Here is a 24,142-nt window from a genome sequence, read left to right as displayed (position 1 = left end):
ATTATCCCCTCATCCGGCGCTGAGATCGTAGAGCGAAACGGAGTCGACGGTGGTCGCCTCGTAGTTCGCCTCGACCCAGGCCGCGATCTGCGACGACGACGAGTCCGAGTCCCCGCCGCCTGGACCTTGGCCGCTGGAGCCCGATCCGATGTAGTAGTGGATCCTGCCCTCGGCCACGAGCTGTTTGAACTCTGCGAGGCTGGGCGAGGGATCGGTGCCGTTGAACCCGCCGATCGCCATGACGGGCTCGTCGAGCGCCAGCTGGTATCCGGCGGCTTGGTTCGCCCCGGTCGCCGCAGCCGCCCATGTGTAGTCCGAGGCGTCCTGTTCGAGCAGCTCAGTGAGTTCGTCGGAGGGTTCCGAGCCGTTGAGCAGACCGCCCATTCCGCCTCCTCCCCCGCCGGGTCCGCCGGTGCCGGTCTCCGAGTTGCCTGCCCCGTCGGTCGTTCCGGTGGCGCCGCCGCCTGTGCCTCCTGTGGGGGCTCCGCCGCCGGGTCCGCCGCCGCGGGCTCCTCCCCCGCCTGGCATTCCTCCACCGCCGGGTCCGCCGCCCATTCCCGAGCTCGTGCCGGCGATCGTCACGATCGATCCCTGCGTCGTACCGGCGATCGTGCGCACGGCCAGCTGAGCCGGAATCGCGGCGCTGCCGAGGATTGCGAGGGCGACGAGCACCGAGGCGAGCGCCGCACCGAACCTGCGGTGAGCGGTGACGATGAGGACCAGTGCCCCGAGGATCGAGACGATGAGCACGGCCCAGCGCAGGATGCCGGGAATGCCGGTCATATCGGAGCTGAGGATGAACTGCCATGCCCCGGTCAGGGCCCACGCGACCGCCAGCAGCAGGCGCGGGAGGGATCCGGACCGCTCGAGCAGCACGGCGAGGCCGAGGCCGATGACGACGGCGATCGCGGGAATGAGCGCGACCGTGTAGTACTCGTGGACGATTCCGTTCATGTTCGACAGCACGAGCCAGGTGATGACGAGCCAGGCACCCCACATGAGCAGTCCCGCGCCGAGGCTGCCCGTACCAGAGGAGCCGACCCTACCTGAGGCTCCGGATGCGGGCACCGCACGGTCACCGGCCGTGGCGGTGGGGACACGGCGACGGCGGGCCACCTCGGCGAGGATGAGAAGAACGATCGTGACGACGAGGAGGAACAGGGCTGTGGGCAGGAACCACGACACCTGTTGGCCGAAGCTGCCGCTGAACAGTCGGGTGATGCCCGTTTCGCCCCATCCGCCGCCTTGGCCGCCTCCTCTGCCTCCGACGGAACCCGTCTCGTTGCCGGTGAGGCGTCCGAACCCGTTGTAGCCGAAGGTGAGTTCGAGGAACGAGTTCGACTGGGAGCCGCCGACGTAGGGCCTCGAGTCGGCGGGAGTGAGTTCGACGAGGGCGATCCACCAGCCGGCGCTGACGATCATCGATCCGAGCGGGACGAGCAGCCACAGCAGGCGGCGCGGCCAGGAGGTGCGGGCGAAGAACACCCATGCCAGGGCGAGGCCGGGCACGATGAGCAGGACCTGGAACTGCTTGGTCAGGAACCCGAGGCCGAGGCAGATTCCGGCGAGGCCGAGCCAGCCGGCGATGCGGCGTGCGCAGCGGCGCGTCCGGGGTTCGGTGAGGACGCGCAGTGCATGCTGCGTCGCAACGACCGCGCCGATCATCAGGGTCACGAGCAGGGCATCCGGGTTGTTGAACCGGAACATCAACGCCACCACCGGGGACACCGCGAAGATCCCGCCGGACGCCAGCGCCGCAGCCTTCTCGAGGCCCGATCCGACGTGGGATCGCAGGCTCAGCCGCACCGAATGGACGATGAGCAGCACGCTCACTCCGGCCAGGAGGACCTGGGGCAGAAGCATCGAGAACGACGAGAACCCGAAGACGCGGGCGCTCAGGGCCATCAGCCACAGGGCGGCCGGGGGTTTGTCGACGGTGATCGCATTCGCCGAGTCGAGGGACCCGAAGAGGAAGGCCTCCCAGTTCTCCGAGCCTGCTTGCACGGCCGCCGCATAGAAGGAGTTCGCCCAGCCGTTGGCACTGAGGTTGGCGAGGAAGGCGGCGATCGTGCCGAGGGTCAGCACGGTGAGCACCGCCGGGTACCAGTGCCGTCGCAGGCCACGGGTGCGGGTGCGCGTCGGAGTGGTGTGAGTCTCAGACATGGTCGATGTCCTTCGCGTCGTTGTGCGCCTGATCGACTGCGGTCACCGCGGCGGGGCGGGAGTGACTGTGGGAGCCGCGGGCGCCGCTGTGCGAGCCGCGAGCGAAGACCCAGGTGCGCATGAGCACGAAGCGGACCACGGTGGCGGCGAGGTTCGCGAGCGTGAGCACCGCGAGCGTGCCGACGCTCGCCCACGGCCCGGTGAACCCGGCTGCGACTGCCAGCCCCGCAGAGGTGAAGGCCAGGCACAGCCCGAAGGCCGCCAAGCCTTTGAGCTGGGAGGTCAGTCGGTGGTGCGGGGACCGCACCCCGAAGGTGTGAGCGCGGTTGAGCGCTGTGTTCGCGATCGTCGACAGGAGCAGTGCGATGATGTTCGCCGCGGAGTCCGAGACGAACTGGACGCCGAGGAGGAAGAGCACGGCGTAGAGCACGGTGCTGATGATCCCGACGTCGATGAAGTGGAGGATCTGCGCACCGGTGTTCGGTGCGGGGACCTCGTGCCCGATCCGGGTTCGCCCGCCCGTGCGCAACCGGACGATGCCTTTGATGTCCTTCCACGCCGTGTTGACCACGTCGACTGAGGAATCCGGGTCGTCCGTCCAATCGGTGCCGAATTCATGGATGCGGAAGCCCGCCCATTCGGCGCGGGCGAGCAGCTCCGTATCGAAGAACCATTCGGTGTCCTCGACCTGAGGCAGCAGTTCCTTCGCCGCCCGCGACGACAGTGCTTTGAAACCGCACTGGGCGTCGCTGAATCCGACGCCGAGGCTGACCTTGAGCAGCCGGTTGTAGCAGCGGGAGATGATCTCGCGCTTGATGCCTCGCTCGATCGCGAGTCCCGGCTGCAGGCGGGAGGCGATGGCGACATCGGCCAGGCCTGACCGGATGACCTCGACCATCGGGTCGAGGACGCGGATGTCCGTGGCGAGGTCCACATCGGTATAGGCCACGACGTCAGCCGTCGACGCCTGCCACACGCGGCTCAGGGCACGACCGCGGCCCTTCTGCTCGAGGCGGACGTATTCGACTTGAGGATGACTCGCCGCCAGGGTTGCGGCGATGTCGGGAGTCGCATCAGTGCTCGCGTTGTCGGCGATGATGATCGTGACCTCGGTGCCGCGGGCTGGCTCGACGGCGAGGAGGACCTCGATCGAAGCGGCCAACGAGGCTTCCTCGTTGTACACCGGGACGACGAGGTCGACGGTGGTGGTCGGACGGGTGGCTGTGTCTGCTGTCTGCGTCTGCTGCCAGGCGCTGCTCTCATCTCTCATGTCCTCCACATTCGCGGGACCGTTTAGGCCCAGCATTGGTTCAACCTGTGGCCCTGCTGTGGAGTCCTCACCACGTCAGTCAGTCCGACGACACAGAGTGAGGACCGCTACACTGGGCACCATGGCCGACGACGACTCCCCTTCTCCTCAGCGGCGCATCCGCGCCTCCGACCAGGACCGCGATGATGTCCTCTCCGTGATCACCGATGCCGTGACGAACGGTCGCCTCGATCCCGAGGAGACGACCGAGCGGCAGGATGAGGCCATCGGTGCGAAGTTCCTCGACGAACTCCTCCCGCTCATCGACGACCTGCCCGAAGGCGACAGCCTCCACCGCAGGCTCGCTCGCCAGACCGGGCAGGCCCCCGGACCTGCGGCGCCGGGATCGGAGCTGGCCCGACGCGGACCGGCCGAACTCTCCCCCGCCGCGGAACCGGGATCAGCCTCACCGATGAACTCCGTGGCCATCATGTCCGGGCGCCGCCTCGACGTCCCGCCCGGCACCGCCGAAGTCACCACCTACGCACTCATGGGCGGGGATGACATCGACCTGTGCGATGTGATGGGCCCGGGAGTGACGGTCGAGCTGAATTCGTACGCGATGTGGGCCGGCAACGATGTCTTCGTGCCGCCGGGAGTGCGCATCCGCGACGAGACCATCAACATCATGGGCGGCAATGACATCCACGGTCCCGCCCAGGGCGACGGTTCGAACGGGACCGTCATCCTCAAGGGCCTCTCACTCATGGCCGGGCACGACGTCCGGCTTGCCAAAGGTTATCGAGCAAAGGATCAGGGTCAGCTGGAATGAAGATCGGTGTACTCACCTCGGGCGGGGACTGCCCCGGCCTCAACGCTGTCATCCGCGGCATCGTCCGTAAGGGCATCCGCGCCTACGACGCCGAGTTCGTCGGCATCCGCGACGGTTGGCGCGGCCTGCTCGATGACGACATGTTCGATATGACGATGCTCGATGTCCGGGGACTGTCCGGACGCGGCGGAACCATCCTCGGCACCTCGCGCACCCACCCCTACGAAGACGGCGGCCCGGAGCGGATGCGCGAGGTCATGGCCGCCCACGGCATCGACTCGCTCATCGCCATCGGCGGGGAAGGCACCCTGGCCGGAGCCTCACGACTGGTTCGCGAAGAGGGCCTCCACGTCGTCGGAGTGCCCAAGACCATCGACAACGACCTCGGCAACACCGACTACACCTTCGGATTCGACACCGCCCAGTCCATCGCCACCGAGGCCATCGACCGACTGCGCACCACGGCCGAATCCCACCACAGGTGCATGGTCATCGAGGTCATGGGTCGCAATGTCGGCTGGATCGCCCTCCACGCCGGAATGGCCGCCGGCGCCCACGCGATCCTCATGCCGGAGTTCCCTGTCTCCTTCGAACAGATCTCCGCGTGGGTCCGCTCGGCCCGGGACCGCGGACGGGCCCCCATCGTCGTCGTCGCCGAAGGGTTCATCCCCGAAGGTCTGGACTCACAGGTCGCCGACCAAGGCGTCGACAACAAAGGGCGGGTCCGCCTCGGCGGGATTGCGAACTACCTGGCCCCGAAGATCGAGGAGATCACCGGAATCGAATCCCGGGCGACGATCCTCGGGCACCTGCAACGAGGCGGCTCCCCCACCGCGTACGACAGGGTCCTGTCGACCCGGCTGGGGATGGCGGCCGCCGATCTCGCTCAGCACGGCCATTGGGGCAAGATGGCCAGCCTCAAGGGCACCGACATCGTCTCGGTCGAGATGTCATCGGCCGTCGACAGCCTCAAGTCGGTGCCGCTGCACCGCTGGGAGGAAGCACAGGTCCTCTTCGGCTAGGACAGCCCCACCGAGACAACGGTGGAGCGCCGAGACACCTGTGCACACACAGTGGTCTCGGCGCTCCACCGTTGTCTCGGCATCTCTGGAGCCTGGTCACCATACAGAAGGGGCACCCACAGGATGGTGGGTGCCCCTTCTGCTGTCTCAGCTCTTCAGCCGCTCAGCTTCAGCTGAACGCGCCGTAGTCGTAGTCCTCCAGCGGGATGGCGGAGCCGGAATCGGCCCCGATGCCCGCGTAGAAGTCGCCGTAGCTGTTGGTGAACATCTCGGCCTTGGCCTCTTCGGTCGGCTCTACCACGAGGTTGCGGTGCGACTGCAGGCCGGTGCCCGCAGGGATGAGCTTACCGAGGATGACGTTCTCCTTCAGCCCCATGAGCGTATCCGACTTGCCTTCCATGGCCGCCTCGGTGAGGACGCGGGTGGTCTCCTGGAAGGAAGCGGCCGACAGCCACGACTCGGTGGCCAGCGAGGCCTTCGTGATGCCCATCAGCTCGTCACGAGCCGATGCGGGCTGGCCGCCTTCGGCGACCACACGACGGTTCTCCGCCTGGTAGCGGCCGCGGTCGACGAGCTCGCCGGGCAGCAGATTCGTGTCGCCGGACTCGATCACGGTCACGCGACGCAGCATCTGCCGCACGATGACCTCGATGTGCTTGTCGTGGATGCCTACACCCTGCGACCGGTAGACCTTCTGGACCTCCTCGACGAGGAAGCGCTCGGCCTCACGGCGACCGCGGATGCGCAGCACCTGCTTCGGATCGACGGCACCGACGATGAGCTGCTCACCGGCCTTGACGTGCGCTCCGTCCTCGACCATCAGGCGGGCACGCTTGGAGACCGCGTGCTCGATCTCCTCGCTGCCGTCGTCCGGGGTGATGATGACGAAGCGCGTCTTGCGGCTGTCGTCGATCTTCGCCCGGCCGGTGGCCTCGGCGATGGGGGCGAAGCCCTTCGGGGTGCGGGCCTCGAAGAGCTCGGTCACACGCGGCAGACCCTGGGTGATGTCACCGGTCGACGCTGCGGCACCACCGGTGTGGAAGGTACGCATCGTCAGCTGGGTTCCGGGCTCACCGATCGACTGAGCCGCGACGGTGCCGATGGCCTCGCCGATGTCGACGAGCTTGCCGGTCGCCATCGAGCGACCGTAGTGCTCGGCGGAGATCTGCGCATCGGAATCCGCGGTCAGCACCGAGTGGACCTTGAGCTCCTCGATGCCGGCGGCCACGAGGGTGTCCACGGTTGCCGCGGTGACATCGGACTTCGCCGGGACGATGACATTGCCATCGGCATCGGTGACGTCGTTGACGGTGAGTCGACCGTAGACGCTGGTCTCGGCATACTCGTGCGGCACGAGGTTGCCCTCGTGATCGCGTTCGGCCACCGGCAGGGTGATGCCCTTGTTCGAACCGGCCTCCGCGGTGCGGATGATGACGTCCTGGGACACGTCGACGAGTCGACGGGTCAGGTAACCGGAGTCAGCGGTACGCAGAGCGGTGTCGGCCAGACCCTTACGAGCACCATGCGAGGCGATGAAGTACTCGAGCACCGCGAGGCCCTCACGGTAGTTCGACACGATCGGACGCGGGATGATCTCACCCTTCGGGTTCGTCACCAGACCGCGCATGCCGGCCAGCTGGCGGACCTGCATCCAGTTACCGGAAGCACCGGACTCGACCAGGCGGAGCACCGAGTTCTGCTCGGGGAAGTTCGTGCGCATGACCTGGTCGACCTTCTCGGTCGTCTCGGTCCACAGCTTGACGAGCTCGTTGCGGCGCTCGTCGTCGGTGAGCGCACCGAGTTCGTACTGCTGCTGCACCTTCGTGTCGATGGCCTCGGCCTCGGCGAGGATCTCGGTCTTCGCCTCGGGCGAGACGACGTCGGACATCGCGACGGTGATGCCCGAACGCGTGGCCCAGTGGAAGCCGCCGGCCTTGAAGTTGTCCAGCGTGTGGGCGACCTCGACCTTCGGGTACTCCTCGGCGAGGTGGTTGACGATCCGGCTCAGGGCCTTCTTGTCGATCGTCGAGTTCACGAACGCGTAGTCGGCAGGCAGGTATTCGTTGAACGTCGCACGACCCAGGGTCGTGGCCACATCCAGTGGGTCACCGGCCGTCCAACCCTCGGGAACGTCGATGTCGTCACCGGGGACGACGTTCTCCAGGCGGATCGTGATCGGCGCACCGAGGTCGAGCTCTCCGCGGTCGAAGGCCATGATGGCTTCGCCCATTCCGGAGAACGACCGTCCGTCGCCGGCCAGACCCTTGCGCTCGGAGGTGAGGTGGTAGAGACCGATGATCATGTCCTGCGAGGGCATGGTCACGGGCTTGCCGTCCGAGGGCTTGAGGATGTTGTTGGCCGAGAGCATGAGGATGCGGGCCTCGGCCTGTGCCTCGGGGCTCAGCGGCAGGTGAACAGCCATCTGGTCACCGTCGAAGTCGGCGTTGAACGCCGAGCACACGAGCGGGTGCAGCTGGATGGCCTTACCCTCGATGAGCTGGGGCTCGAACGCCTGGATGCCCAGACGGTGCAGGGTCGGTGCGCGGTTGAGCAGCACAGGGTGCTCGGTGATGACCTCTTCGAGGACATCCCACACCTGCGGGTGCTGACGCTCGACCATGCGCTTGGCCGATTTGATGTTCTGCGCGTGGTTGAGATCGACCAGGCGCTTCATCACAAACGGCTTGAACAGCTCGAGCGCCATGGTCTTGGGCAGACCGCACTGGTGCAGGTGCAGCTGCGGACCGACGACGATGACCGAACGGCCAGAGTAGTCCACGCGCTTGCCGAGCAGGTTCTGACGGAACCGGCCCTGCTTGCCCTTGAGCATGTCGGACAGCGACTTCAGCGGGCGGTTGCCCGGTCCGGTCACCGGACGTCCACGACGACCGTTGTCGAACAGCGAATCAACAGCTTCCTGCAGCATCCGCTTCTCGTTGTTGACGATGATCTCGGGAGCACCGAGATCGAGCAGACGCTTGAGACGGTTGTTGCGGTTGATCACGCGACGGTAGAGGTCGTTGAGATCCGAAGTCGCGAAGCGGCCGCCGTCGAGCTGAACCATCGGGCGCAGCTCCGGCGGAATCACCGGAACCACATCGAGGACCATACCCTCAGGGTTGTTGTCGGTGGTCAGGAACGCGTTGACGACCTTGAGGCGCTTGAGTGCACGGGTCTTGCGCTGGCCCTTGCCGGTGGCGATGAGCTCACGCAGCTTCTCGGCTTCGCCTTCGAGGTCGAAGTCGATGAGGCGCTTCTGGATCGCCTCGGCGCCCATCGCACCGGTGAAGTAGAGGCCGAAGCGGTGGAACATCTCGCGGTAGAGGCTCTCGTCACCTTCGAGGTCATTGACCTTGAGGTTCTTGAAGCGGTCCCACACCTGCTCGATACGGTCGACCTCACGGTCGGCGTTCTTGCGCAGCTTGTCCATTTCCTTCTCGGCGGTGTCGCGCAGCTTCTTCTTGGCCTGGGCGGTGCCGCCCTCGGCCTCGAGCGCTGCGAGATCCTCTTCGAGCTTCTTGGCACGACGGTCGATGTCGGCGTCACGGCGGGTGCCGATCTGCTGCTTCTCGACGTCGATCTTGTTCTGCAGGCTGGGCAGATCGCGGTGACGGGAGTCCTCGTCGACCGAGGTGATCATGTAGGCAGCGAAGTAGATGACCTTCTCAAGGTCCTTCGGAGCCAGATCCAGCAGGTATCCCAAGCGGGAGGGAACACCCTTGAAGTACCAGATGTGGGTCACGGGAGCGGCGAGCTCGATGTGGCCCATACGTTCACGGCGCACCTTGGCACGGGTCACCTCGACGCCGCAGCGTTCGCAGATGATGCCCTTGAAGCGGACGCGCTTGTACTTTCCGCAGGCGCACTCCCAGTCGCGGGTGGGTCCGAAGATCTTCTCGCAGAAGAGTCCGTCCTTCTCCGGCTTCAGGGTGCGGTAGTTGATGGTCTCAGGCTTTTTCACCTCACCGTGTGACCACCCGCGGATGTTCTCCGCGGTGGCAAGACCGATGCGCAGTTCATCAAAGAAATTGACGTCAGGCACGTAAATCCTCTTTCCTGGCGATGAACTTCTCGTTCATCGCAAAGTTGTGTCGGTTGAAGTGGAAGTCCTCAGACTTCTTCTACGGTCTGTGCTTCGCGGCGGGAGAGGTCGATGCCGAGCTCTTCGGCGGCACGGTAGACCTCGTCCTCCGACTCGCCCATCTCGACCTGGCCGCCGTCGGAAGAGAGAACTTCGACGTTGAGGCACAGGGACTGCATCTCCTTGATGAGGACCTTGAACGATTCGGGGATTCCCGGATCAGGCAGGTTCTCACCCTTGACGATGGCTTCGTAGACCTTCACACGGCCTGGGATGTCATCGGACTTGATCGTCAGAAGCTCCTGCAGGGTGTAGGCGGCGCCATAGGCCTCGAGGGCCCAGACTTCCATCTCACCGAAGCGCTGACCACCGAACTGCGCCTTACCACCGAGCGGCTGCTGGGTGATCATCGAGTACGGTCCGGTCGAACGTGCGTGGATCTTGTCGTCGACGAGGTGGTGGAGCTTGAGCATGTACATGTAGCCGACGGAGATCGGGTACGGGAACGGCTCACCGGAGCGGCCGTCGAACAGCTGCGCCTTGCCCGAGTTGTCGATGAGGCGGTCCCCATCGCGGTTCGGGGTCGTCGAATCCAGCAGTCCGCGCAGCTCTTGCTCGTGCGCACCGTCGAAGACCGGGGTGGCCAGGTTGGTGCCGGCCTCGGCTTCGCGAGCGGCCTGCGGCAGCTCGGCGGCCCACTCGGGGTTGCCTTCGATCTTCCAGCCCTGCTTCGAGATCCACCCGAGGTGGATTTCGAAGACCTGGCCGATGTTCATACGACGCGGAACACCGTGCGGGTTGAGGATGACGTCGACGGGGGTTCCGTCGGCGAGGAACGGCATGTCCTCGACCGGCAGGATCGTCGAGATGACGCCCTTGTTGCCGTGGCGGCCGGCCATCTTGTCACCGATGGTGATCTTGCGGCGCTGAGCCACGTAGACGCGGACCATCTGGTTGACGCCGGGGGAGAGCTCGTCGTCGTCCTCACGGTCGAAGACGCGGACACCGATGACGGTGCCGATCTCACCGTGGGGAACGCGCAGCGAGGTGTCGCGGACCTCACGGGACTTCTCACCGAAGATCGCCCGGAGCAGACGCTCTTCCGGGGTCAGCTCGGTCTCACCCTTCGGGGTGACCTTGCCGACGAGGATGTCGCCGTCGGTGACCTCGGCGCCGATGCGGATGATGCCGCGGTCGTCGAGATCGGCCAGTGCGTCGGGCGAGATGTTCGGGATGTCCCGGGTGATCTCCTCGGCGCCGAGCTTCGTGTCGCGAGCGTCGACCTCGTGCTCCTCGATGTGGATCGAAGAGAGCACATCGTCCTGGACGAGGCGCTGGGAGAGGATGATCGCGTCCTCGTAGTTGTAGCCTTCCCAGGACATGAACGCCACGAGGAGGTTCTTGCCCAGAGCCATCTCACCGTTCTCGGTGGACGGTCCGTCGGCGAGGACGGCGCCGGTCTCGACGCGGTCTCCCTCGTCGACGAGGATGCGCTGGTTGTACGAGGTGCCGTGGTTCGAACGCTTGAACTTCGAGGCCTTGTAGGTCAGCTGCGTTCCGTCGTCGGCGAGGACGGTGACGTAGTCTGCCGAGACCTCGGTGACGACACCGGACTTCTCGGCGACGATGACGTCACCGGCGTCGACGGCGGCACGGTACTCCATGCCGGTGCCCACGACGGGAGATTCGGCCATCACCAGCGGCACGGCCTGACGCTGCATGTTCGCACCCATGAGGGCACGGTTGGCGTCGTCGTGTTCGAGGAACGGAATCAGGGCCGACGCCACGGACACCATCTGACGTGCGGAGACGTCCATGAAGTCGATCTGGTCGTACTGGACCAGCTCGGCCTCACCGCCGCCGCCCTTCGGACGGGCCAGGACCTCGACCTCGGCGAAGCGCTGCTCGTCGGTCAGCGGAGCGTTGGCCTGCGCGATGTTGTACTCGAGTTCGTCATCGGCGGTCAGGTACTGCGTCTGGTCGGTCACGACTCCGTCGATGACCTTGCGGTACGGAGTCTCGATGAAGCCGAACGGGTTGATCCGCGCGTAGGAGGCCAGCGAACCGATGAGGCCGATGTTCGGACCCTCGGGGGTCTCGATCGGGCACATGCGGCCGTAGTGCGAGGGGTGCACGTCACGGACTTCCATAGCGGCGCGGTCGCGGGAGAGGCCGCCCGGTCCCAGTGCGGAGAGACGACGCTTGTGGGTCAGACCCGCGAGCGGGTTGTTCTGATCCATGAACTGGGAGAGCTGCGAGGTGCCGAAGAACTCCTTGATCGCAGCCACTACGGGGCGGATGTTGATCAGGGTCTGCGGGGTGATCGCTTCGACGTCCTGGGTGGTCATGCGCTCACGCACGACGCGCTCCATACGGGACAGACCCGTGCGGATCTGGTTCTCGATGAGCTCACCGACGGCGCGGATGCGGCGGTTGCCGAAGTGGTCGATGTCGTCGAGCTTGACGGACAGGTCGACCTCTTCGCCGTCGCGGGTGCCCTTGGCGGTCTCCACACCGGCGTGCAGCGACACGAGGTAGCGGATGGTCGCCACGATGTCCTCGGTGGAGAGCACCGAATCGGACAGCGGGGCTTCGACGCCGAGTTTGCGGTTGACCTTGTAGCGGCCGACCTTCGCCAGGTCGTAGCGCTTCGGGTTGAAGTACAGGTTGTTGAGCAGGTTGCGGGCCGCCTCGGCGGTCGCCGGCTCTGCCGGACGCAGCTTCTTGTAGATGTCGAGCAGCGCTTCGTCCTGCGTGTTGACGGTGTCCTTGGCCATCGTCTCGCGGATGGACTCGAACTCGCCGAACTCCTCGAGGATCTTCGCTTCGGTCCAGCCGAGGGCCTTGAGCAGAACGGTCACGGACTGCTTGCGCTTGCGGTCGAGGCGGACGCCGACCTGATCGCGCTTGTCGACCTCGAACTCGAGCCAGGCACCGCGCGACGGGATGATCTTCGCAGTGAAGATGTCCTTGTCCGTGGTCTTGTCGACGCTGGATTCGAAGTAGGCGCCGGGCGAACGGACGAGCTGCGAGACGACGACGCGCTCGGTGCCGTTGACGATGAACGTGCCCTTGTCGGTCATGAGCGGGAAGTCACCCATGAACACTGTCTGGCTCTTGATCTCGCCCGTGTTGTTGTTCATGAACTCGGCGGTGACGTACAGCGGCGCCGAGTAGGTCATGTCGCGTTCTTTGCACTCGTCGATCGAGTACTTCGGAGCTTCGAACCGATGCTCGCGGAACGACAGCGACATGGATCCGCCGAAGTCTTCGATCGGCGAGATCTCTTCGAAGATGTCCTCGAGTCCCGAGGTCGTCGCAACGGAGTCGTCACCGATCTCAATGGCCTCGGCGACGCGGTCCTGCCACGCCTCCGATCCGATCAGCCAGTCGAAGCTGTCCGTCTGCAGACCGAGCAGATCGGGAACCTCGAGAGGTTCGCGAATCTTCGCGAAGGAAATTCTCTTGGGGGGATTAGCGGTCCTGGTGTTGTCGTTGGCGGCGGCCAATTGGTTCCTTCCGAGTGCTTCACCATCTGATACGTCGTCTGCCCACTCGTCTTCGCTTCGCCGAGCCGAAGGTGTGTCGGATTTCGACTCCCGGCATCGACGTGGTTCACTTGAGTGGAAATGACGTGCCCCCCGCTATATGAAGGCACACCACAGGCAGAACGATGCAAATATCAAGCTTATAGCATCGGGTCAAGTCCTGCAAGCCTGCATTCGTCTCCCGGTCGCCGCAGCCTCCGGCCCAGCGGCCACTGTCACGCCCCGTCGTCCGTGCCCGGCGCCTCGAGCACCTTCCTCCACACTCCTACCCACGCCCAGGTCTCGAACCCCACAGCGTCGTTGATCGCGAGCATCCACGAATTCTCGACCGCATTCCACGTGTAGATCCTCTCGACCGACGACTCCCGACCCAGCGCGACGAGGGTCGCGAACTTCAATCGCGCGCCGAGGCGGTGCCCTCGGTGCTCGCGGGCGACGATGGTCGACCCCTGCCAACCGACCTGCGGTCGGTCTGCCGAGTGCGCGACCTCGGTGAATCCGGCCGCAGTCTGCCCGAGCAGAGCCAGAGACGTGGTGAGCACCTCGGCGCTGGCCGTCCGTTCTGCGTCCAGGGTTCTGACCCGATCGGCGTCCCAGACCTCCTCGTCGCCGAACTCCGCGGCTCCCGGCACATCCGTCGACATCCGCTGGTGCAGCAGAGCGACCTGGTCGAGGCGATGTTCGGGCGTCGGACCCTGCCAGGTCTCGATGACGTAGCCGTCGGCCGCCTCATCGCCGATCGGATCTCCGCTGAGCTCTTCCGCCCCCCCGGCAGCTGCGACCGAGCAGCGTTCGAGTTGGATGAACGAATAGCCGTGCCGGTGGAGGAAAGCGACGTCGGGCTGTCCGCTCGGCAAGGATCCCTTCCCGATCTGGGCTGCCAGATGGGCCCGTCCAGGTGCGGCGTCGCGCACCGTCGCCGGAAGCTCGCAATAGCTCGTCAAGCGAGTGCGTCCGTCGATCCGCATCTCCTCTTCCATGACGGTGAGCAGCCGCCCGCCGATCCCCTGACCTCGGTGGGCAGGGTGGACCGCGCACCACAGCTCTGCGGTGTCACGGTTGTCGGACAGAGGCAGAAATGCCACGCCTTTGGCCACTATGGACCCACCGAGTCGGACGATCCACGTCGTGTGAGTCTCATAGGCGGTCGACGAACTCAGCTCACGGCGCAGTTCGGCTTCCCGCGGATCGAAATCCTCCCCGAGTCCCGAAGCATGATTGATCTGTGTGTCGAAGGCGAGGATTTCGGGCAGGACGGCCTCGATCGCAGCCCCGTCGTGGTCCCCGGGTCGGATCCTCGTGATGTCCATCTGTGCACTCCATCGTCGCCGTCGGCAGGCTCATCGGTGGATTGGCCGCCTGTCGCCATTCTAGACTTCGACCATGGTCAGTGTGCATGTCATCAGTCTCGATCCGGCCGGGGTCAGCTGCGGGCTCGTCATCGGCGAGGAGCGCTGCCTCATCGTCGACGCCGGCCCCGGGCCTGCCGCGGCCCGCCATCTCATCGACCGAGTCGCCGCACTCAGCGAGCATGAGCACGGAATCGTGCCGCCCGTCGACCTGGTTCTCACCCATGATCATTGGGACCATTTCTTCGGTGCCGCAGCCCTGCTCGCCGCCGGAGTTGAGACTGTGCATGCCTCGTCGTCCTTCTCCGCCGACCAGGAGGCGACGGCATGGATCGCTCTCGACGAGGTGCGCAGCGGTGAGGACCTCGGCGATGGGGCCTCGGCCCGGTGGCTCGCCCAGCTGCCCGAGGATCCGGGCGCCCTCGTCGTCCCTGTCTCCCCTGTCGACGAGACACCGGGAGACGTCGGCAGCCTCGACCTCGGCGACTGTGCTGTGGAGTTCCACGTGCTCGGAGGTCACTCCACGGCCGATCTCGTCGTTCGGCTCCCTGAGGCGGGCATCGTCTTCGCCGGAGACCTCATCGAAGAGGGCGCTCCTCCGCAGGCCGGGCCCGACGCCGCACTGAGCCATTGGGCCGACAGTCTCCGCACACTCCTGTCCTTCACCGAGGCGGAGGTCTTCGTACCCGGGCACGGAGTTCCGGTCGACCGCGCGTTCGTCCGCCGCCAGCTCGAGGACATCGATGGGCTCCGTATGCGGCAGGACGAGGGCGACGTCGCGCTGCCGACGCGTGCGGTGCCGGGTTCGCCTGATCGGAGCATCCCGCGCGAGGTCCGGCTGTTCTGATCCGGCTGTTCACAGTCGCTAGTGGTCACCCGGCTGTTCCCAGCCGTATGTCCTGATCAGTGTGTCCTGATCCGCGCGCTCAGCTCGGATCGTCGGCGTTCTTGTGCAGGGCGGTGACGAGATCTCGACCGATCGCACCGAAGAGGGTCTGCGACCAGACGCTGTCGACGTCGACGTAGGGGCGATCGCCGTCGTAGATCCATTGCAGCGTGCGGCCGTCGGCGAGATCGTCTCGGCAGTCCGCGCATACGGGCACACGAACGCTGCGCCGTTTCCCGCTCTCCGCCGCCGAGGTGATCACCTGCTGCAGCGAGGTCGCTTCGCCGTGGAGCGGGTTGACCGTGCAGAGGCTCTGCGGCAGGGCACCGGTGGAGCGGGACGACTCCGCCGCCCGGGTTCCGCGCCGACTGCGCCTGTGCAGACTCACCTCGGCGATCTCACGTCCTGCCTCACGCAGCAGTACCATCGCTCCGGCGAGGTCGATGCGTTCGGAGTCCTCGTCGTCGACGATGCGACGGGCGATCGCGTAGGCGTCGAGGCTGCGCTCGACCCGTCCCGCGTCATCTGGCCCGAGGTTCTGCGTCTGCAGACTCTCGATCCGTGCGGCGAGCTCCGTGGTCTCGGAGCTGATCGACTCGCGCAAGGACGTCCTCTGCAGTGTGTCGACCCGATCGAGCAGTCGAGCAGGGAGTTCGAACTGCCTCCTGGTCCGCAGGGCCGCAGCGCGCTGCCGACGACTCCTCGTCAGCCACACGGCACCGATGACGAGCGCGAGCACGAGGATCGCGCCGCCGAGGAAGAGCGTCGGGAAGGAGTTCGATCCGTCCACGGTCGCGACCTCGCTGCCGGGCGCCTCCTGCCCGGTCGAGGACTCCGCCTCGGTGCGGGCCTGCGGGTGGGCATAGAGATCGAGGAGGGTGTTGAGCTTCGTCACCGAGGGTGTGCTGACGTTCCACGACTCGCGGGCGATCGAGAGCTGATCCGTCACCTGCACGTACTGATCATGATCGGATTCGAAGCGCACATCCACAGCGATCTCCGAATCGCCGTTGATCATGATGAACGCACCGTCTCCGCCGTGGAGGACCTTGATCTGCTCGAGCAGATCCGCATCGAGGGAATCCTCGTCGACGGCGATGACGAAGACCTCGAAGTCGAGCCCCTGAGTTGTCTGCCGGGCCTGATCGAGCAGTTCGGCATTGAGGGAGCCGGCGACAGACGAATCGATGTGGAAGGGATCGTCCTCGAGCGCCTCGGCGATCTGCTGGGCATCTGCACTCATCTGTGTCCGTTCCTCTTCCGCAGCTGTCTGATGACGAGCACTCCCCCGACGCCGAGGCCGCCGCCGATGATGACACCGAAGATCGCTCCGGTCACGGCCCCGCCGATCGGGTAGGCGAGCTCCCGTGGATCCCGAGCGGTGTCCTCGTTGACGATGACCGGCTGACCATCGTCGTCGATCGTGCGCGAATAGCTTTCCGCCGGATCCTCGACGTCGACGGCGGTGAGAGCCTGCGCATAACGCAGCGCGGTCTCGGATGCGTCGTCGTCGGCGTCGGTTTCGGGCATGTCGGTGAGGCGGCGGACCGCTCCACGGTCACCGATGCCCTCGGAGACCTCACCGACGACGAGGACGGTGGCCGCCTCGTCGGGCAGCTCTCTGGCGATCCTCGCCGCCAGCAGGTCGGTCTCTCCGTCGGCGTCGTCGAGGTCGGAGTCCGACAGTATCGCCACGTAGATCGGCACGTCGAGGTCGTCCACTGTCTCGCGGACCGCGTCAAGACTCGCGTCGTCGACGTCGAAGGCGCGGTACTCGTCGATGTGGATGGGATCATCGGCGAAGGAGCGGGCGATGTCCTGGTAGCGGGTCCGGTCGTAGTCGGGATCGTACTGGCCCTCGATCCGGTCAGAGTAGATCGAGTCGACGACGATCTCGTCGCTCTCCTCGGCGGCAATCCGTTCGGCTCTCGCGGCATCGAACCGGTTGGCACTCAGCAGCGCCGCGCCCACGGCCATCACTCCGACGATGATGATCGCCGCGATCCACTTCAGCCTCGAGGGTCCCTGTGCAGTCATCGGCGACCTCCCGTGGAGGTCGCCTCGGGGCTGGTGCGGCTGTCCAGCAGCGCGTCCTCGAGAGGTTGGAAGCTCCCGAAGCCGGACTGAGCGTAGGCGTCGGAGCGCCGGAAGTACGGCACAGGTCTGCGCGAGCCGCGACGCTTGGGCACCATCAGCCGTTCCGGTTCGCCTCCGGCATCGATCTCGTTCCGGCAGTCCGCACAGAGATCGACGGTCAGCGTCGTTCCCGGTTGCCGCAGCACGAACTCCTCGACGCCTGTCCGGTGGTGCGGGAAGAGGAAGCAGAAGCGCGGTTCCTGGTCTGCCGAGGCCGATCCGTGCAGTCGTGCGCGCACCCAGCGGGCGGTGGTGACGAGGACGTTGACGGCGTGACGATGGGAGAAGTCCCGGTCCTCAGCCCAATCGGGGTGATCGGTCAGCAGAGTACTCAGCGCTTCTTGGACGCGTCGACCACGGTCGTAGACGTCCCAGGACTCGTCATCGATGGGTTCGGGCAGCGGTTCGAGCGCCTTCTGCGCCTTCCTCTCCAACGACCCGCCTCCGACGAGGGTCGGGCTCGTCGTCAGGGATTTCCGCCATGAGTACTTCGTGCGGCGTCGGAGCAGCCAGACGCTGACTCCCAGCGCCGCGGCGGCAGTCGCTGCGAACACGAGTCCGTCAGGATTGTCGTTGTCGAGCCCGGTGGCTTCGATATAGTCCTCGTCGCGGTCTCCGACGTCCCGGGTGTCGAAGTCCGGCGGCGCGGGCGGATCCGTCGAGCGTGCGGCGGCGACGAGGACACCGAGCTGATACGGAACGGCGAGTTCGACCGGCAGGAAGTCGTCGCTGCCTGACCGGGCCAGCATGTCGGCGGCCTTCGGCATCGCCGGTCCGCTGTCTCCGACGAGGTACGCATAGGAGCGGGCGGCGTTCTCGGCTTCGCTGATGAGGACGAGGGTCTGGTCCTCCCCGCTGTCCTTGTGCATCGCATAGGCGAGATCCGAGGTGAAACGGCTCCAGTCCTCTTCGGCGGCGGGAGCGATGCCGGGAACGATCGCCACGAAGTGCGAAAGACCTGTCTCCGCGGTCGTCTGCGACGCCTTCTCGATCGCGGTGCGCTGATTGTCGGTCAGTCCCGCAGCGATGATCGGGTCGATGAATACCGGATCGGCCTGCCAAGCATCTCGAATCCGCGCGCGCAGAGTCGACAGCAGCTCCGCCTCGGTGGTCTCAGTCACCCCTCAAGGATAGGGCAGGACCGATCGACGCGCGGACCGGGTCATGTTGCCGTCCTGCCACATCCCCACCGAGGCTCTGCACGCGGCGGCGTCGAGCCCTCCGTATCAGATGCGACGAACCCCGCAGCACTGTGCTGCGGGGTTCGTCGATTCAGGCAGCGGTCAGGCCGCTGCCTGCGGAATCACTTGAGGGTGACGGTGGCGCCGGCAGCCTCGAGGGTTTCCTTGGCCTTCTCGGCGTCTTCCTTCGAAGCGCCTTCGAGGACGGGCTTGGGGGCTCCGTCGACGAGGTCCTTGGCTTCCTTGAGTCCGAGGGAGGTGAGTCCACGAACTTCCTTGATGACGGGAACCTTCTTCTCGCCGGCCGATTCGAGGATGACGTCGAATTCGGTCTGCTCTTCGGCGGGAGCGGCGTCTCCGCCACCGGCTGCAGGAGCGGCGGCAACGGCGGCCGGAGCGGCAGCCTCAACGTCGAATTCCTCTTCGAACTTCTTGACGAACTCGGAGAGTTCGATGAGGGTGAGCTCCTTGAAAGCTTCGATGAGCTCGTCGGTGGTGAGCTTAGCCATGGTGGCTAGTCCTTCCTGTTTTGGTCACCTCAGGTGACCGGGTTTGGTTGGGGGTGATGCTCAGGCGTCGGAAGCAGGAGCGTCGTCCTGCTTCTCGCGGAGGGCATCGACAGTGCGCGCGGCCTTGACCAGCGGAGCGGTGAAGAGGTAAGCCGCCTGGTGGAGGCTTGCCTTCATGGCACCGGCTGCCTTTGCAAGCAGCACTTCGCGGGATTCGAGGTCGGCGAGCTGGTTGACCTGCTCGGGGCTGAGTGCGGCTCCATCGAAGTAGCCGCCCTTCACCACGAGCTTGTCGTTCGCCTTGGCAAAGTTACGCAGAGCCTTGGCAGCCTCAGGGGGTTCGCCGTTGACGAACGCGATCGCGGTGGGCCCGTTGAGGTGCTCATCGAGACCGGTGATCCCGGCTTCCTTGGCTGCAATCTTGGTCAGCGTGTTCTTTACCACGGCGTAGCTGACGTTCTCACCGAGAGAAACGCGCAGTTCTTTCATCTGCGCGACGGTGAGACCGCGGTACTCGGTCAGCAACACAGCGTCGGAGTTCTCAAACTGCTGTTTGATCTCCTCGACTGCGGCTGCCTTGTCTGGCCTCGCCATGGTGTTCCTTTCATAAGTCGTCCGGTCTTCCCCGACAACGCAAAAAGCGCTCCACGCAGGAAGGCGTGAAACGCTTGAACGAAGAGTACATGGCACTCATCGAGCAGAATCTCGAGCTCACCTGCGTGGGTCACTCACTGGGAGTCTTCGTCTGCGGGCATCGAGATTCGATGGCGAATTCCGATGGATCCACAGAGACCGACGGTCTTGGGTGGTTCAAGTCTAACGAAGCTGACCTCAACAAGTCCAATCCGCCCCATTTGCTACCTGACGGCGGCCCAGCAACCTCGCGCGAGGTTGCTGGGCCGCCGTCAGGTAGTTCTGGGAGGCTGTGGTCGGTTGCGGTCAGTATTCGATGACGACGCGGCCGTCGATCTTACCGTGCTCCATCTCGTCGAAGATCGCGTTGATGTCCTCTAGCGGACGCTTCGAGAACGTCGGGTGGATCTTGCCGGCGGCGTAGAACTCCAGCGCTTCGACCATGTCCTGGCGGGTGCCGACGATCGAGCCGCGAATCGTCAGTCCCTTGAGGACGATGTCGAAGATCGGAGCCGGGAAGTCACCGGGCGGCAGTCCGTTGAAGACGATGGTGCCGCCTCGGCGGGTCATGCCGATCGCCTGCCCGAACGCCGCCGGGTGCACAGCGGTGACGAGGACGCCGTGGGATCCGCCGACCTTCTCCTGGATGATCTCGGCCGGGTCCTCGGCGAAGGCGTTGACCGTGATCTCCGCGCCGTGCTTCTTCGCCAGGGCGAGCTTGTCGTCGGCGACGTCGACCGCGACAACGCGCATACCCATCGCCACCGCGTACTGCACCGCGATATGGCCGAGTCCGCCGATTCCGGAGATGACGACCCACTGCCCGGGCTTGACCTCGGTGCGCTTGAGTCCCTTGTACACGGTGACTCCCGCACACAGCACAGGGGCGATCTCGTAGGGGTCGGCACCCTCGGGGATCACGGCGGCGAACTTCGTATCGACGAGCATGTACTCACCGAACGATCCGTCGACTCCATAGCCGCCGTTGACCTGCTGTTCGCACAGCGTCTCCCAGCCCTGGCGGCAGTGCTCGCACGTTCCGCAGGCCGTCCACAGCCAGGCATTCCCGACGAGCTGTCCGACCTCGACGTCGGTGACGCCCTCACCGACTTTCTCTACGGTGCCGACGCCTTCGTGTCCGGGGATGAGTGGGATCTTCGGCTTGACAGGCCAGTCGCCGTGGGCGGCGTGGAGATCGGTGTGACAGACTCCCGAGGCGATGAGTTTGACGAGGGCCTGACCGGGACCGGGTTCCGGGATCGCGTTGTCTCCGACGGTGAGGTCCTTGCCGAAGTCCTCGACGACTGCTGCTTTCATTCCTGACATCATTCGCTCCTTTGAGACGATGGTGGATTTCGTGATCAGTCGGGGTTTGAGAATGTTGCCGACATACCCGACGGCGGCCCAGCAACGTGGCGCCAGGTAGCTGGGCCGCCGTCAGGTAGCAATTGGGTCAGAAGAAACCCTGGGCGTTGTCGGAGTAGCTGACGAGCAGGTTCTTCGTCTGCTGGTAGTGGTCGAGCATCATCAGGTGGTTCTCACGTCCGATACCCGACGCTTTGTATCCGCCGAAGGCCGCGTGGGCCGGGTAGGCGTGGTAGTTGTTCACCCACACACGCCCCGCCTGGATGTCCCGGCCGGCACGGTACGCGGTGTTGCCGTTGCGCGACCAGACACCGGCACCGAGGCCGTAGAGCGTGTCATTGGCCGTGGCCAGGGCATCGTCGTAGCCGGAGAATGTCGCCACCGAGACCACGGGTCCGAAGATCTCCTCCTGGAAGATGCGCATCGTGTTCGAGCCCTTGAAGATCGTCGGCTGGACGTAGAACCCCCCGGCCAGATCTCCGTCGAGTTCGGCCTTCGCACCTCCGGTGAGCACCTCGGCGCCTTCCTGACGTCCGATGTCGAGGTAGGACATGATCTTCTCGAACTGGTCGTTCGAGGCCTGCGCTCCCATCATCGTGTCGGTGTCGAGCGGGTTGCCCTGGACGATCTTCTGCGTCCTGGCCACGACCTTCTCAAGGAAGGGATCGGCGATCGAGTCCTGGATGAGTGCGCGGGACGGGCAGGTGCAGACCTCTCCCTGGTTGAGAGCGAACATCGTGAAGCCCTCCTGGGCCTTGTCCGCGAATGCGTCGTCCTGATCGAGCACGTCCTCGAAGAAGATGTTCGGGGACTTGCCGCCCAGCTCGAGGGTCACCGGGATGATGTTCTGGGAAGCGTACTGCATGATCAGACGGCCCGTGGTCGTCTCACCCGTGAACGCGATCTTCGAGATCCGCTTGTTCGACGCCAGCGGCTTACCGGCCTCGAGACCGAAGCCGTTGACGACGTTGAGCACGCCTTCGGGCAGCAGATCAGCGATGAGCTCGACGAGGACGAGGATCGACGCCGGAGTCTGCTCGGCAGGTTTGAGGACGATCGCATTGCCGGCAGCCAGCGCCGGGGCGATCTTCCACACGCCCATGAGGATCGGGAAGTTCCACGGGATGATCTGTCCGACGACACCCAGGGGCTCGTGGAAGTGATAGGCCACGGTATCCTCGTCGATCTGTGACAGTCCGCCCTCCTGCGCACGGATGGCGCCGGCGAAGTAGCGGAAGTGATCGACGGCCAGAGGCAGATCGGCATTGAGCGGCTCGCGGATCGCCTTCCCGTTGTCCCAGGTCTCGGCGACGGCGATCATCTCGAGGTTCTCCTCGATGCGATCGGCGATCTTGTTGAGGATGTTCGCGCGCTCGGCCACCGAGGTCTTCCCCCAGGCGGGAGCCGCTTTGTGCGCCGCATCGAGGGCGAGTTCGATGTCCTCGGCAGTGCTGGCCGGAACTTCGGTGAACACCTGACCGGTGACCGGGCTGGGATTCTCGAAGTAGTTCCCATTGACCGGGGGCACCCACTGACCGCCGATGAAGTTCTCGTAGCGGGGCTTGAAGGTGACGAGCGATCCGTCCTGACCTGGCTGTGCGTAGACAGTCATTGCAACTCCTTTGATGCGTCTGATTTCACCGGATGATCTCCGTGTGAGCACGACGCTACAGAGGGCAACGTTGCATGTGGGTTGCATCACACCGTCGCAGGGCCGGACGGGCTTCAGCAGCCGAGTGCCTCCAGTCGCACCACGGCGGCGTTGCGCTCCGCCGCCTCGGGCGGAGCCAGGCGGAGCACGGTCATGAGCACCTCGGCGTCATCGCGGAAGTCAGGCAGATTCGCATACCGCCACAGCTGCTGCCAGGTGCCGTCCTGAAGCAGGGTCTCGCGCATGAGCGCATCGACCTCATCACCGATCTCCCGCACCCCCGGGGCGTCGGAGTCCGGCAGGACGGGGCCGCCGTAGTGTCCCAGAGCAGTGTCGACGTCCCCGCGAGCCAGGGCCTGACAGGTGCGGTCGAGGTCGGAATCGAGGTCGCCGAGCAGGCGGTAGGGGCGCGCATCGATGCGCAGCCCGCCGAGGCCGTCGATGGCCTTTCGCAGGCGTGTGATCTCGGCGCGGACGGTGACTTCGCTGCCACCGACCGGCCACAGACGTTCGACGAGACCCGACCCACTGATCCCGTCGGGACAACGATGGAGAAGCAGCAGGATCTCAGCGTGGCGACGTGTCAGTGAGACCGCCGCCCCCTCCGGGCCCTGCAGAGCGGGGACCGAACCGAAGACACTGAGCTCGCTGCGCACAGCCTCGGCGCCGGAGCGATCCATGTGTTTCGGGCGATACAGCTGGGAGAGTTCGGCACCGGCCGCCTTCGCGGTTGAGGCCAGCAGCGGCAGGACGATCGAGGACACCGCGTCGTCTCCCCCGGTGACGTCGATGATCCCGATGACCTGCCCGGTCAGCGGATGAGTCACGGGCACGGCGCTGCAGCTCCAGGAGTGAACGTCCGGGGCGAAGTGCTCGGCCTGGCTGATCTGCACCGGCGACCCCGATCGCAGGGCGAGGCCCGGCGCCGAGGTGCCCATGACCTCCTCCGACCAGTCCGTCCCCGCGAGAAATCCCATGGCTTCGGCTCGATCACGAACACCGCGTTCCCCTTCGACCCACAGCAGGCGGCCCTGTTCATCGCCGAGGGCGGCGAGCAGGCCGGCATCTTTCGCGGGTTCGATGAGGTGCGACCGCAGCAGAGGCATGATCGAGTGGAAGGGGTGCCGGCGCCTGACCTCGGCGAGCTGCTCGGCTTCGTAGGCCACGCGCACTCGTGCTCCCGCGGGATCATGCAGGCGGTCGAGCGAGCGATTCCACGATTCCAGCACCGAGGTGCGTACTCCGCCGGGGCGCGAATCACTGCCCTCCCCCGATACGGCAGGGCGCGACGAGGACGGTTGAAGTCGGTCGTGTGCCAGGCGCACGGTGGCCTGATAGTCGTCCTCAAGCAGCAGGGTCGAATGCATGGCTGACGGTCCACCTCCATCGGCGGTGTCGGAAAAGAGCCTCGATTGTTCATAATCTAACCGCGAACCATCCCCCGAGCAAGACCAGTCTGACCCCCAAGACGCTCCCTATTGCTACCTGACGGCGGCCCAGCAACCTCGCGCGAGGTTGCTGGGCCGCCGTCAGGTAG

Annotated in this window: 16 protein-coding genes; 3 read left to right on the top strand and 13 right to left on the bottom strand. The window is 65.5% G+C overall.

The genetic code is table 11. The features are described from left to right. Window positions 1–9: 9 nt before the first annotated feature. Both GUY23_RS06075 and GUY23_RS06070 read right to left on the bottom strand, forming a co-directional pair. On the bottom strand, window positions 10–2,163 hold the full coding sequence (locus GUY23_RS06075; RefSeq protein ID WP_208085498.1) for an ArnT family glycosyltransferase: 2,154 nt from the start codon (window positions 2,161–2,163) through the stop codon (window positions 10–12). Beyond that, window positions 2,156–3,433 carry a glycosyltransferase gene (locus GUY23_RS06070; RefSeq protein ID WP_166970619.1) on the bottom strand — a complete coding sequence of 426 codons (1,278 nt, stop codon included), beginning with the start codon at window positions 3,431–3,433 and terminating at the stop codon, window positions 2,156–2,158. Before GUY23_RS06070 ends, GUY23_RS06075 begins: the two co-directional genes overlap by 8 nt. Window positions 3,434–3,554: 121 nt before the next feature. On the opposite strand from GUY23_RS06070, the gene GUY23_RS06065 reads away from it, so the two are divergent. Both GUY23_RS06065 and GUY23_RS06060 read left to right on the top strand, forming a co-directional pair. Further along, window positions 3,555–4,244: a DUF1707 SHOCT-like domain-containing protein gene (locus tag GUY23_RS06065; protein WP_166970617.1), complete on the top strand. Its 690-nt coding sequence runs from the start codon at window positions 3,555–3,557 to the stop codon at window positions 4,242–4,244. After that, entirely contained in the window at window positions 4,241–5,266 is a 1,026-nt protein-coding gene (locus GUY23_RS06060; protein WP_166970616.1) for a 6-phosphofructokinase, read from the top strand. Before GUY23_RS06065 ends, GUY23_RS06060 begins: the two co-directional genes overlap by 4 nt. Window positions 5,267–5,435: 169 nt before the next feature. Here GUY23_RS06060 and GUY23_RS06055 read toward each other — a convergent pair whose 3' ends face one another. The 3 genes from GUY23_RS06055 to GUY23_RS06045 form a co-directional block, all read right to left on the bottom strand. Next, window positions 5,436–9,308, bottom strand: coding sequence for a DNA-directed RNA polymerase subunit beta' (locus GUY23_RS06055; RefSeq protein ID WP_166970614.1), 3,873 nt, complete (start codon window positions 9,306–9,308; stop codon window positions 5,436–5,438). Window positions 9,309–9,376: 68 nt separating this feature from the next. Next, entirely contained in the window at window positions 9,377–12,856 is a 3,480-nt protein-coding gene (rpoB, locus tag GUY23_RS06050; RefSeq protein WP_166970612.1) for a DNA-directed RNA polymerase subunit beta, read from the bottom strand. Between the two features lie 254 nt (window positions 12,857–13,110). Beyond that, window positions 13,111–14,205: a GNAT family N-acetyltransferase gene (locus GUY23_RS06045; protein WP_166970610.1), complete on the bottom strand. Its 1,095-nt coding sequence runs from the start codon at window positions 14,203–14,205 to the stop codon at window positions 13,111–13,113. 73 nt (window positions 14,206–14,278) lie between these two features. Between GUY23_RS06045 and GUY23_RS06040 the strand changes: the two genes are divergently transcribed. Beyond that, on the top strand, window positions 14,279–15,091 hold the full coding sequence (locus GUY23_RS06040) for an MBL fold metallo-hydrolase (RefSeq protein ID WP_166970608.1): 813 nt from the start codon (window positions 14,279–14,281) through the stop codon (window positions 15,089–15,091). A 79-nt stretch (window positions 15,092–15,170) separates the two neighbouring features. Here GUY23_RS06040 and GUY23_RS06035 read toward each other — a convergent pair whose 3' ends face one another. From GUY23_RS06035 to GUY23_RS06000, 8 genes are all read right to left on the bottom strand, one after another. Next, window positions 15,171–16,373, bottom strand: coding sequence for a hypothetical protein (locus tag GUY23_RS06035; RefSeq protein WP_166970606.1), 1,203 nt, complete (start codon window positions 16,371–16,373; stop codon window positions 15,171–15,173). Further along, on the bottom strand, window positions 16,370–17,167 hold the full coding sequence (locus tag GUY23_RS06030) for a hypothetical protein (RefSeq protein ID WP_166970604.1): 798 nt from the start codon (window positions 17,165–17,167) through the stop codon (window positions 16,370–16,372). Before GUY23_RS06030 ends, GUY23_RS06035 begins: the two co-directional genes overlap by 4 nt. Continuing rightward, the gene (locus tag GUY23_RS06025; RefSeq protein ID WP_228282762.1) at window positions 17,164–18,387 is read right to left on the bottom strand and encodes a hypothetical protein; all 1,224 of its coding nucleotides are present in this window, start codon (window positions 18,385–18,387) and stop codon (window positions 17,164–17,166) included. The genes GUY23_RS06030 and GUY23_RS06025 overlap by 4 nt, the downstream gene beginning before the upstream one ends. A 182-nt stretch (window positions 18,388–18,569) precedes the next feature. Next, window positions 18,570–18,956, bottom strand: coding sequence for a 50S ribosomal protein L7/L12 (gene rplL / locus GUY23_RS06020; RefSeq protein WP_166970602.1), 387 nt, complete (start codon window positions 18,954–18,956; stop codon window positions 18,570–18,572). 60 nt (window positions 18,957–19,016) lie between these two features. Then, window positions 19,017–19,550: a 50S ribosomal protein L10 gene (rplJ, locus tag GUY23_RS06015; protein ID WP_166970600.1), complete on the bottom strand. Its 534-nt coding sequence runs from the start codon at window positions 19,548–19,550 to the stop codon at window positions 19,017–19,019. A 345-nt stretch (window positions 19,551–19,895) separates the two neighbouring features. Then, on the bottom strand, window positions 19,896–20,915 hold the full coding sequence (gene adhP, locus GUY23_RS06010; protein ID WP_166975698.1) for an alcohol dehydrogenase AdhP: 1,020 nt from the start codon (window positions 20,913–20,915) through the stop codon (window positions 19,896–19,898). A gap of 127 nt (window positions 20,916–21,042) precedes the next feature. Next, window positions 21,043–22,566, bottom strand: coding sequence for an acetaldehyde dehydrogenase ExaC (exaC, locus tag GUY23_RS06005; protein ID WP_166970598.1), 1,524 nt, complete (start codon window positions 22,564–22,566; stop codon window positions 21,043–21,045). A 113-nt stretch (window positions 22,567–22,679) separates the two neighbouring features. After that, the gene (locus tag GUY23_RS06000) at window positions 22,680–23,972 is read right to left on the bottom strand and encodes a helix-turn-helix domain-containing protein (protein ID WP_166970596.1); all 1,293 of its coding nucleotides are present in this window, start codon (window positions 23,970–23,972) and stop codon (window positions 22,680–22,682) included. Window positions 23,973–24,142: the final 170 nt, after the last annotated feature.

This window comes from Brevibacterium atlanticum (genome assembly GCF_011617245.1).
GTDB lineage: Bacteria > Actinomycetota > Actinomycetes > Actinomycetales > Brevibacteriaceae > Brevibacterium > Brevibacterium atlanticum.
The sequence above is the reverse complement of the archived record's forward strand: the minus strand, read 5'-3'. Positions and strand labels throughout refer to the sequence as shown.

Bases quoted from the DNA above. Each gene is read 5' to 3' on its own strand.
- GUY23_RS06035 (WP_166970606.1), bottom strand. From the start codon at position 16,373: ATGAGTGCAGATGCCCAGCAGATCGCCGAGGCGCTCGAGGACGATCCC.
- GUY23_RS06075 (WP_208085498.1), bottom strand. From the start codon at position 2,163: ATGTCTGAGACTCACACCACTCCGACGCGCACCCGCACCCGTGGCCTG.
- GUY23_RS06045 (WP_166970610.1), bottom strand. From the start codon at position 14,205: ATGGACATCACGAGGATCCGACCCGGGGACCACGACGGGGCTGCGATC.
- exaC (WP_166970598.1), bottom strand. From the start codon at position 22,566: ATGACTGTCTACGCACAGCCAGGTCAGGACGGATCGCTCGTCACCTTC.
- GUY23_RS06030 (WP_166970604.1), bottom strand. From the start codon at position 17,167: ATGACTGCACAGGGACCCTCGAGGCTGAAGTGGATCGCGGCGATCATC.
- GUY23_RS06070 (WP_166970619.1), bottom strand. From the start codon at position 3,433: ATGAGAGATGAGAGCAGCGCCTGGCAGCAGACGCAGACAGCAGACACA.
- adhP (WP_166975698.1), bottom strand. From the start codon at position 20,915: ATGTCAGGAATGAAAGCAGCAGTCGTCGAGGACTTCGGCAAGGACCTC.
- GUY23_RS06065 (WP_166970617.1), top strand. From the start codon at position 3,555: ATGGCCGACGACGACTCCCCTTCTCCTCAGCGGCGCATCCGCGCCTCC.
- rplL (WP_166970602.1), bottom strand. From the start codon at position 18,956: ATGGCTAAGCTCACCACCGACGAGCTCATCGAAGCTTTCAAGGAGCTC.
- GUY23_RS06000 (WP_166970596.1), bottom strand. From the start codon at position 23,972: ATGCATTCGACCCTGCTGCTTGAGGACGACTATCAGGCCACCGTGCGC.
- GUY23_RS06060 (WP_166970616.1), top strand. From the start codon at position 4,241: ATGAAGATCGGTGTACTCACCTCGGGCGGGGACTGCCCCGGCCTCAAC.
- GUY23_RS06040 (WP_166970608.1), top strand. From the start codon at position 14,279: ATGGTCAGTGTGCATGTCATCAGTCTCGATCCGGCCGGGGTCAGCTGC.
- rplJ (WP_166970600.1), bottom strand. From the start codon at position 19,550: ATGGCGAGGCCAGACAAGGCAGCCGCAGTCGAGGAGATCAAACAGCAG.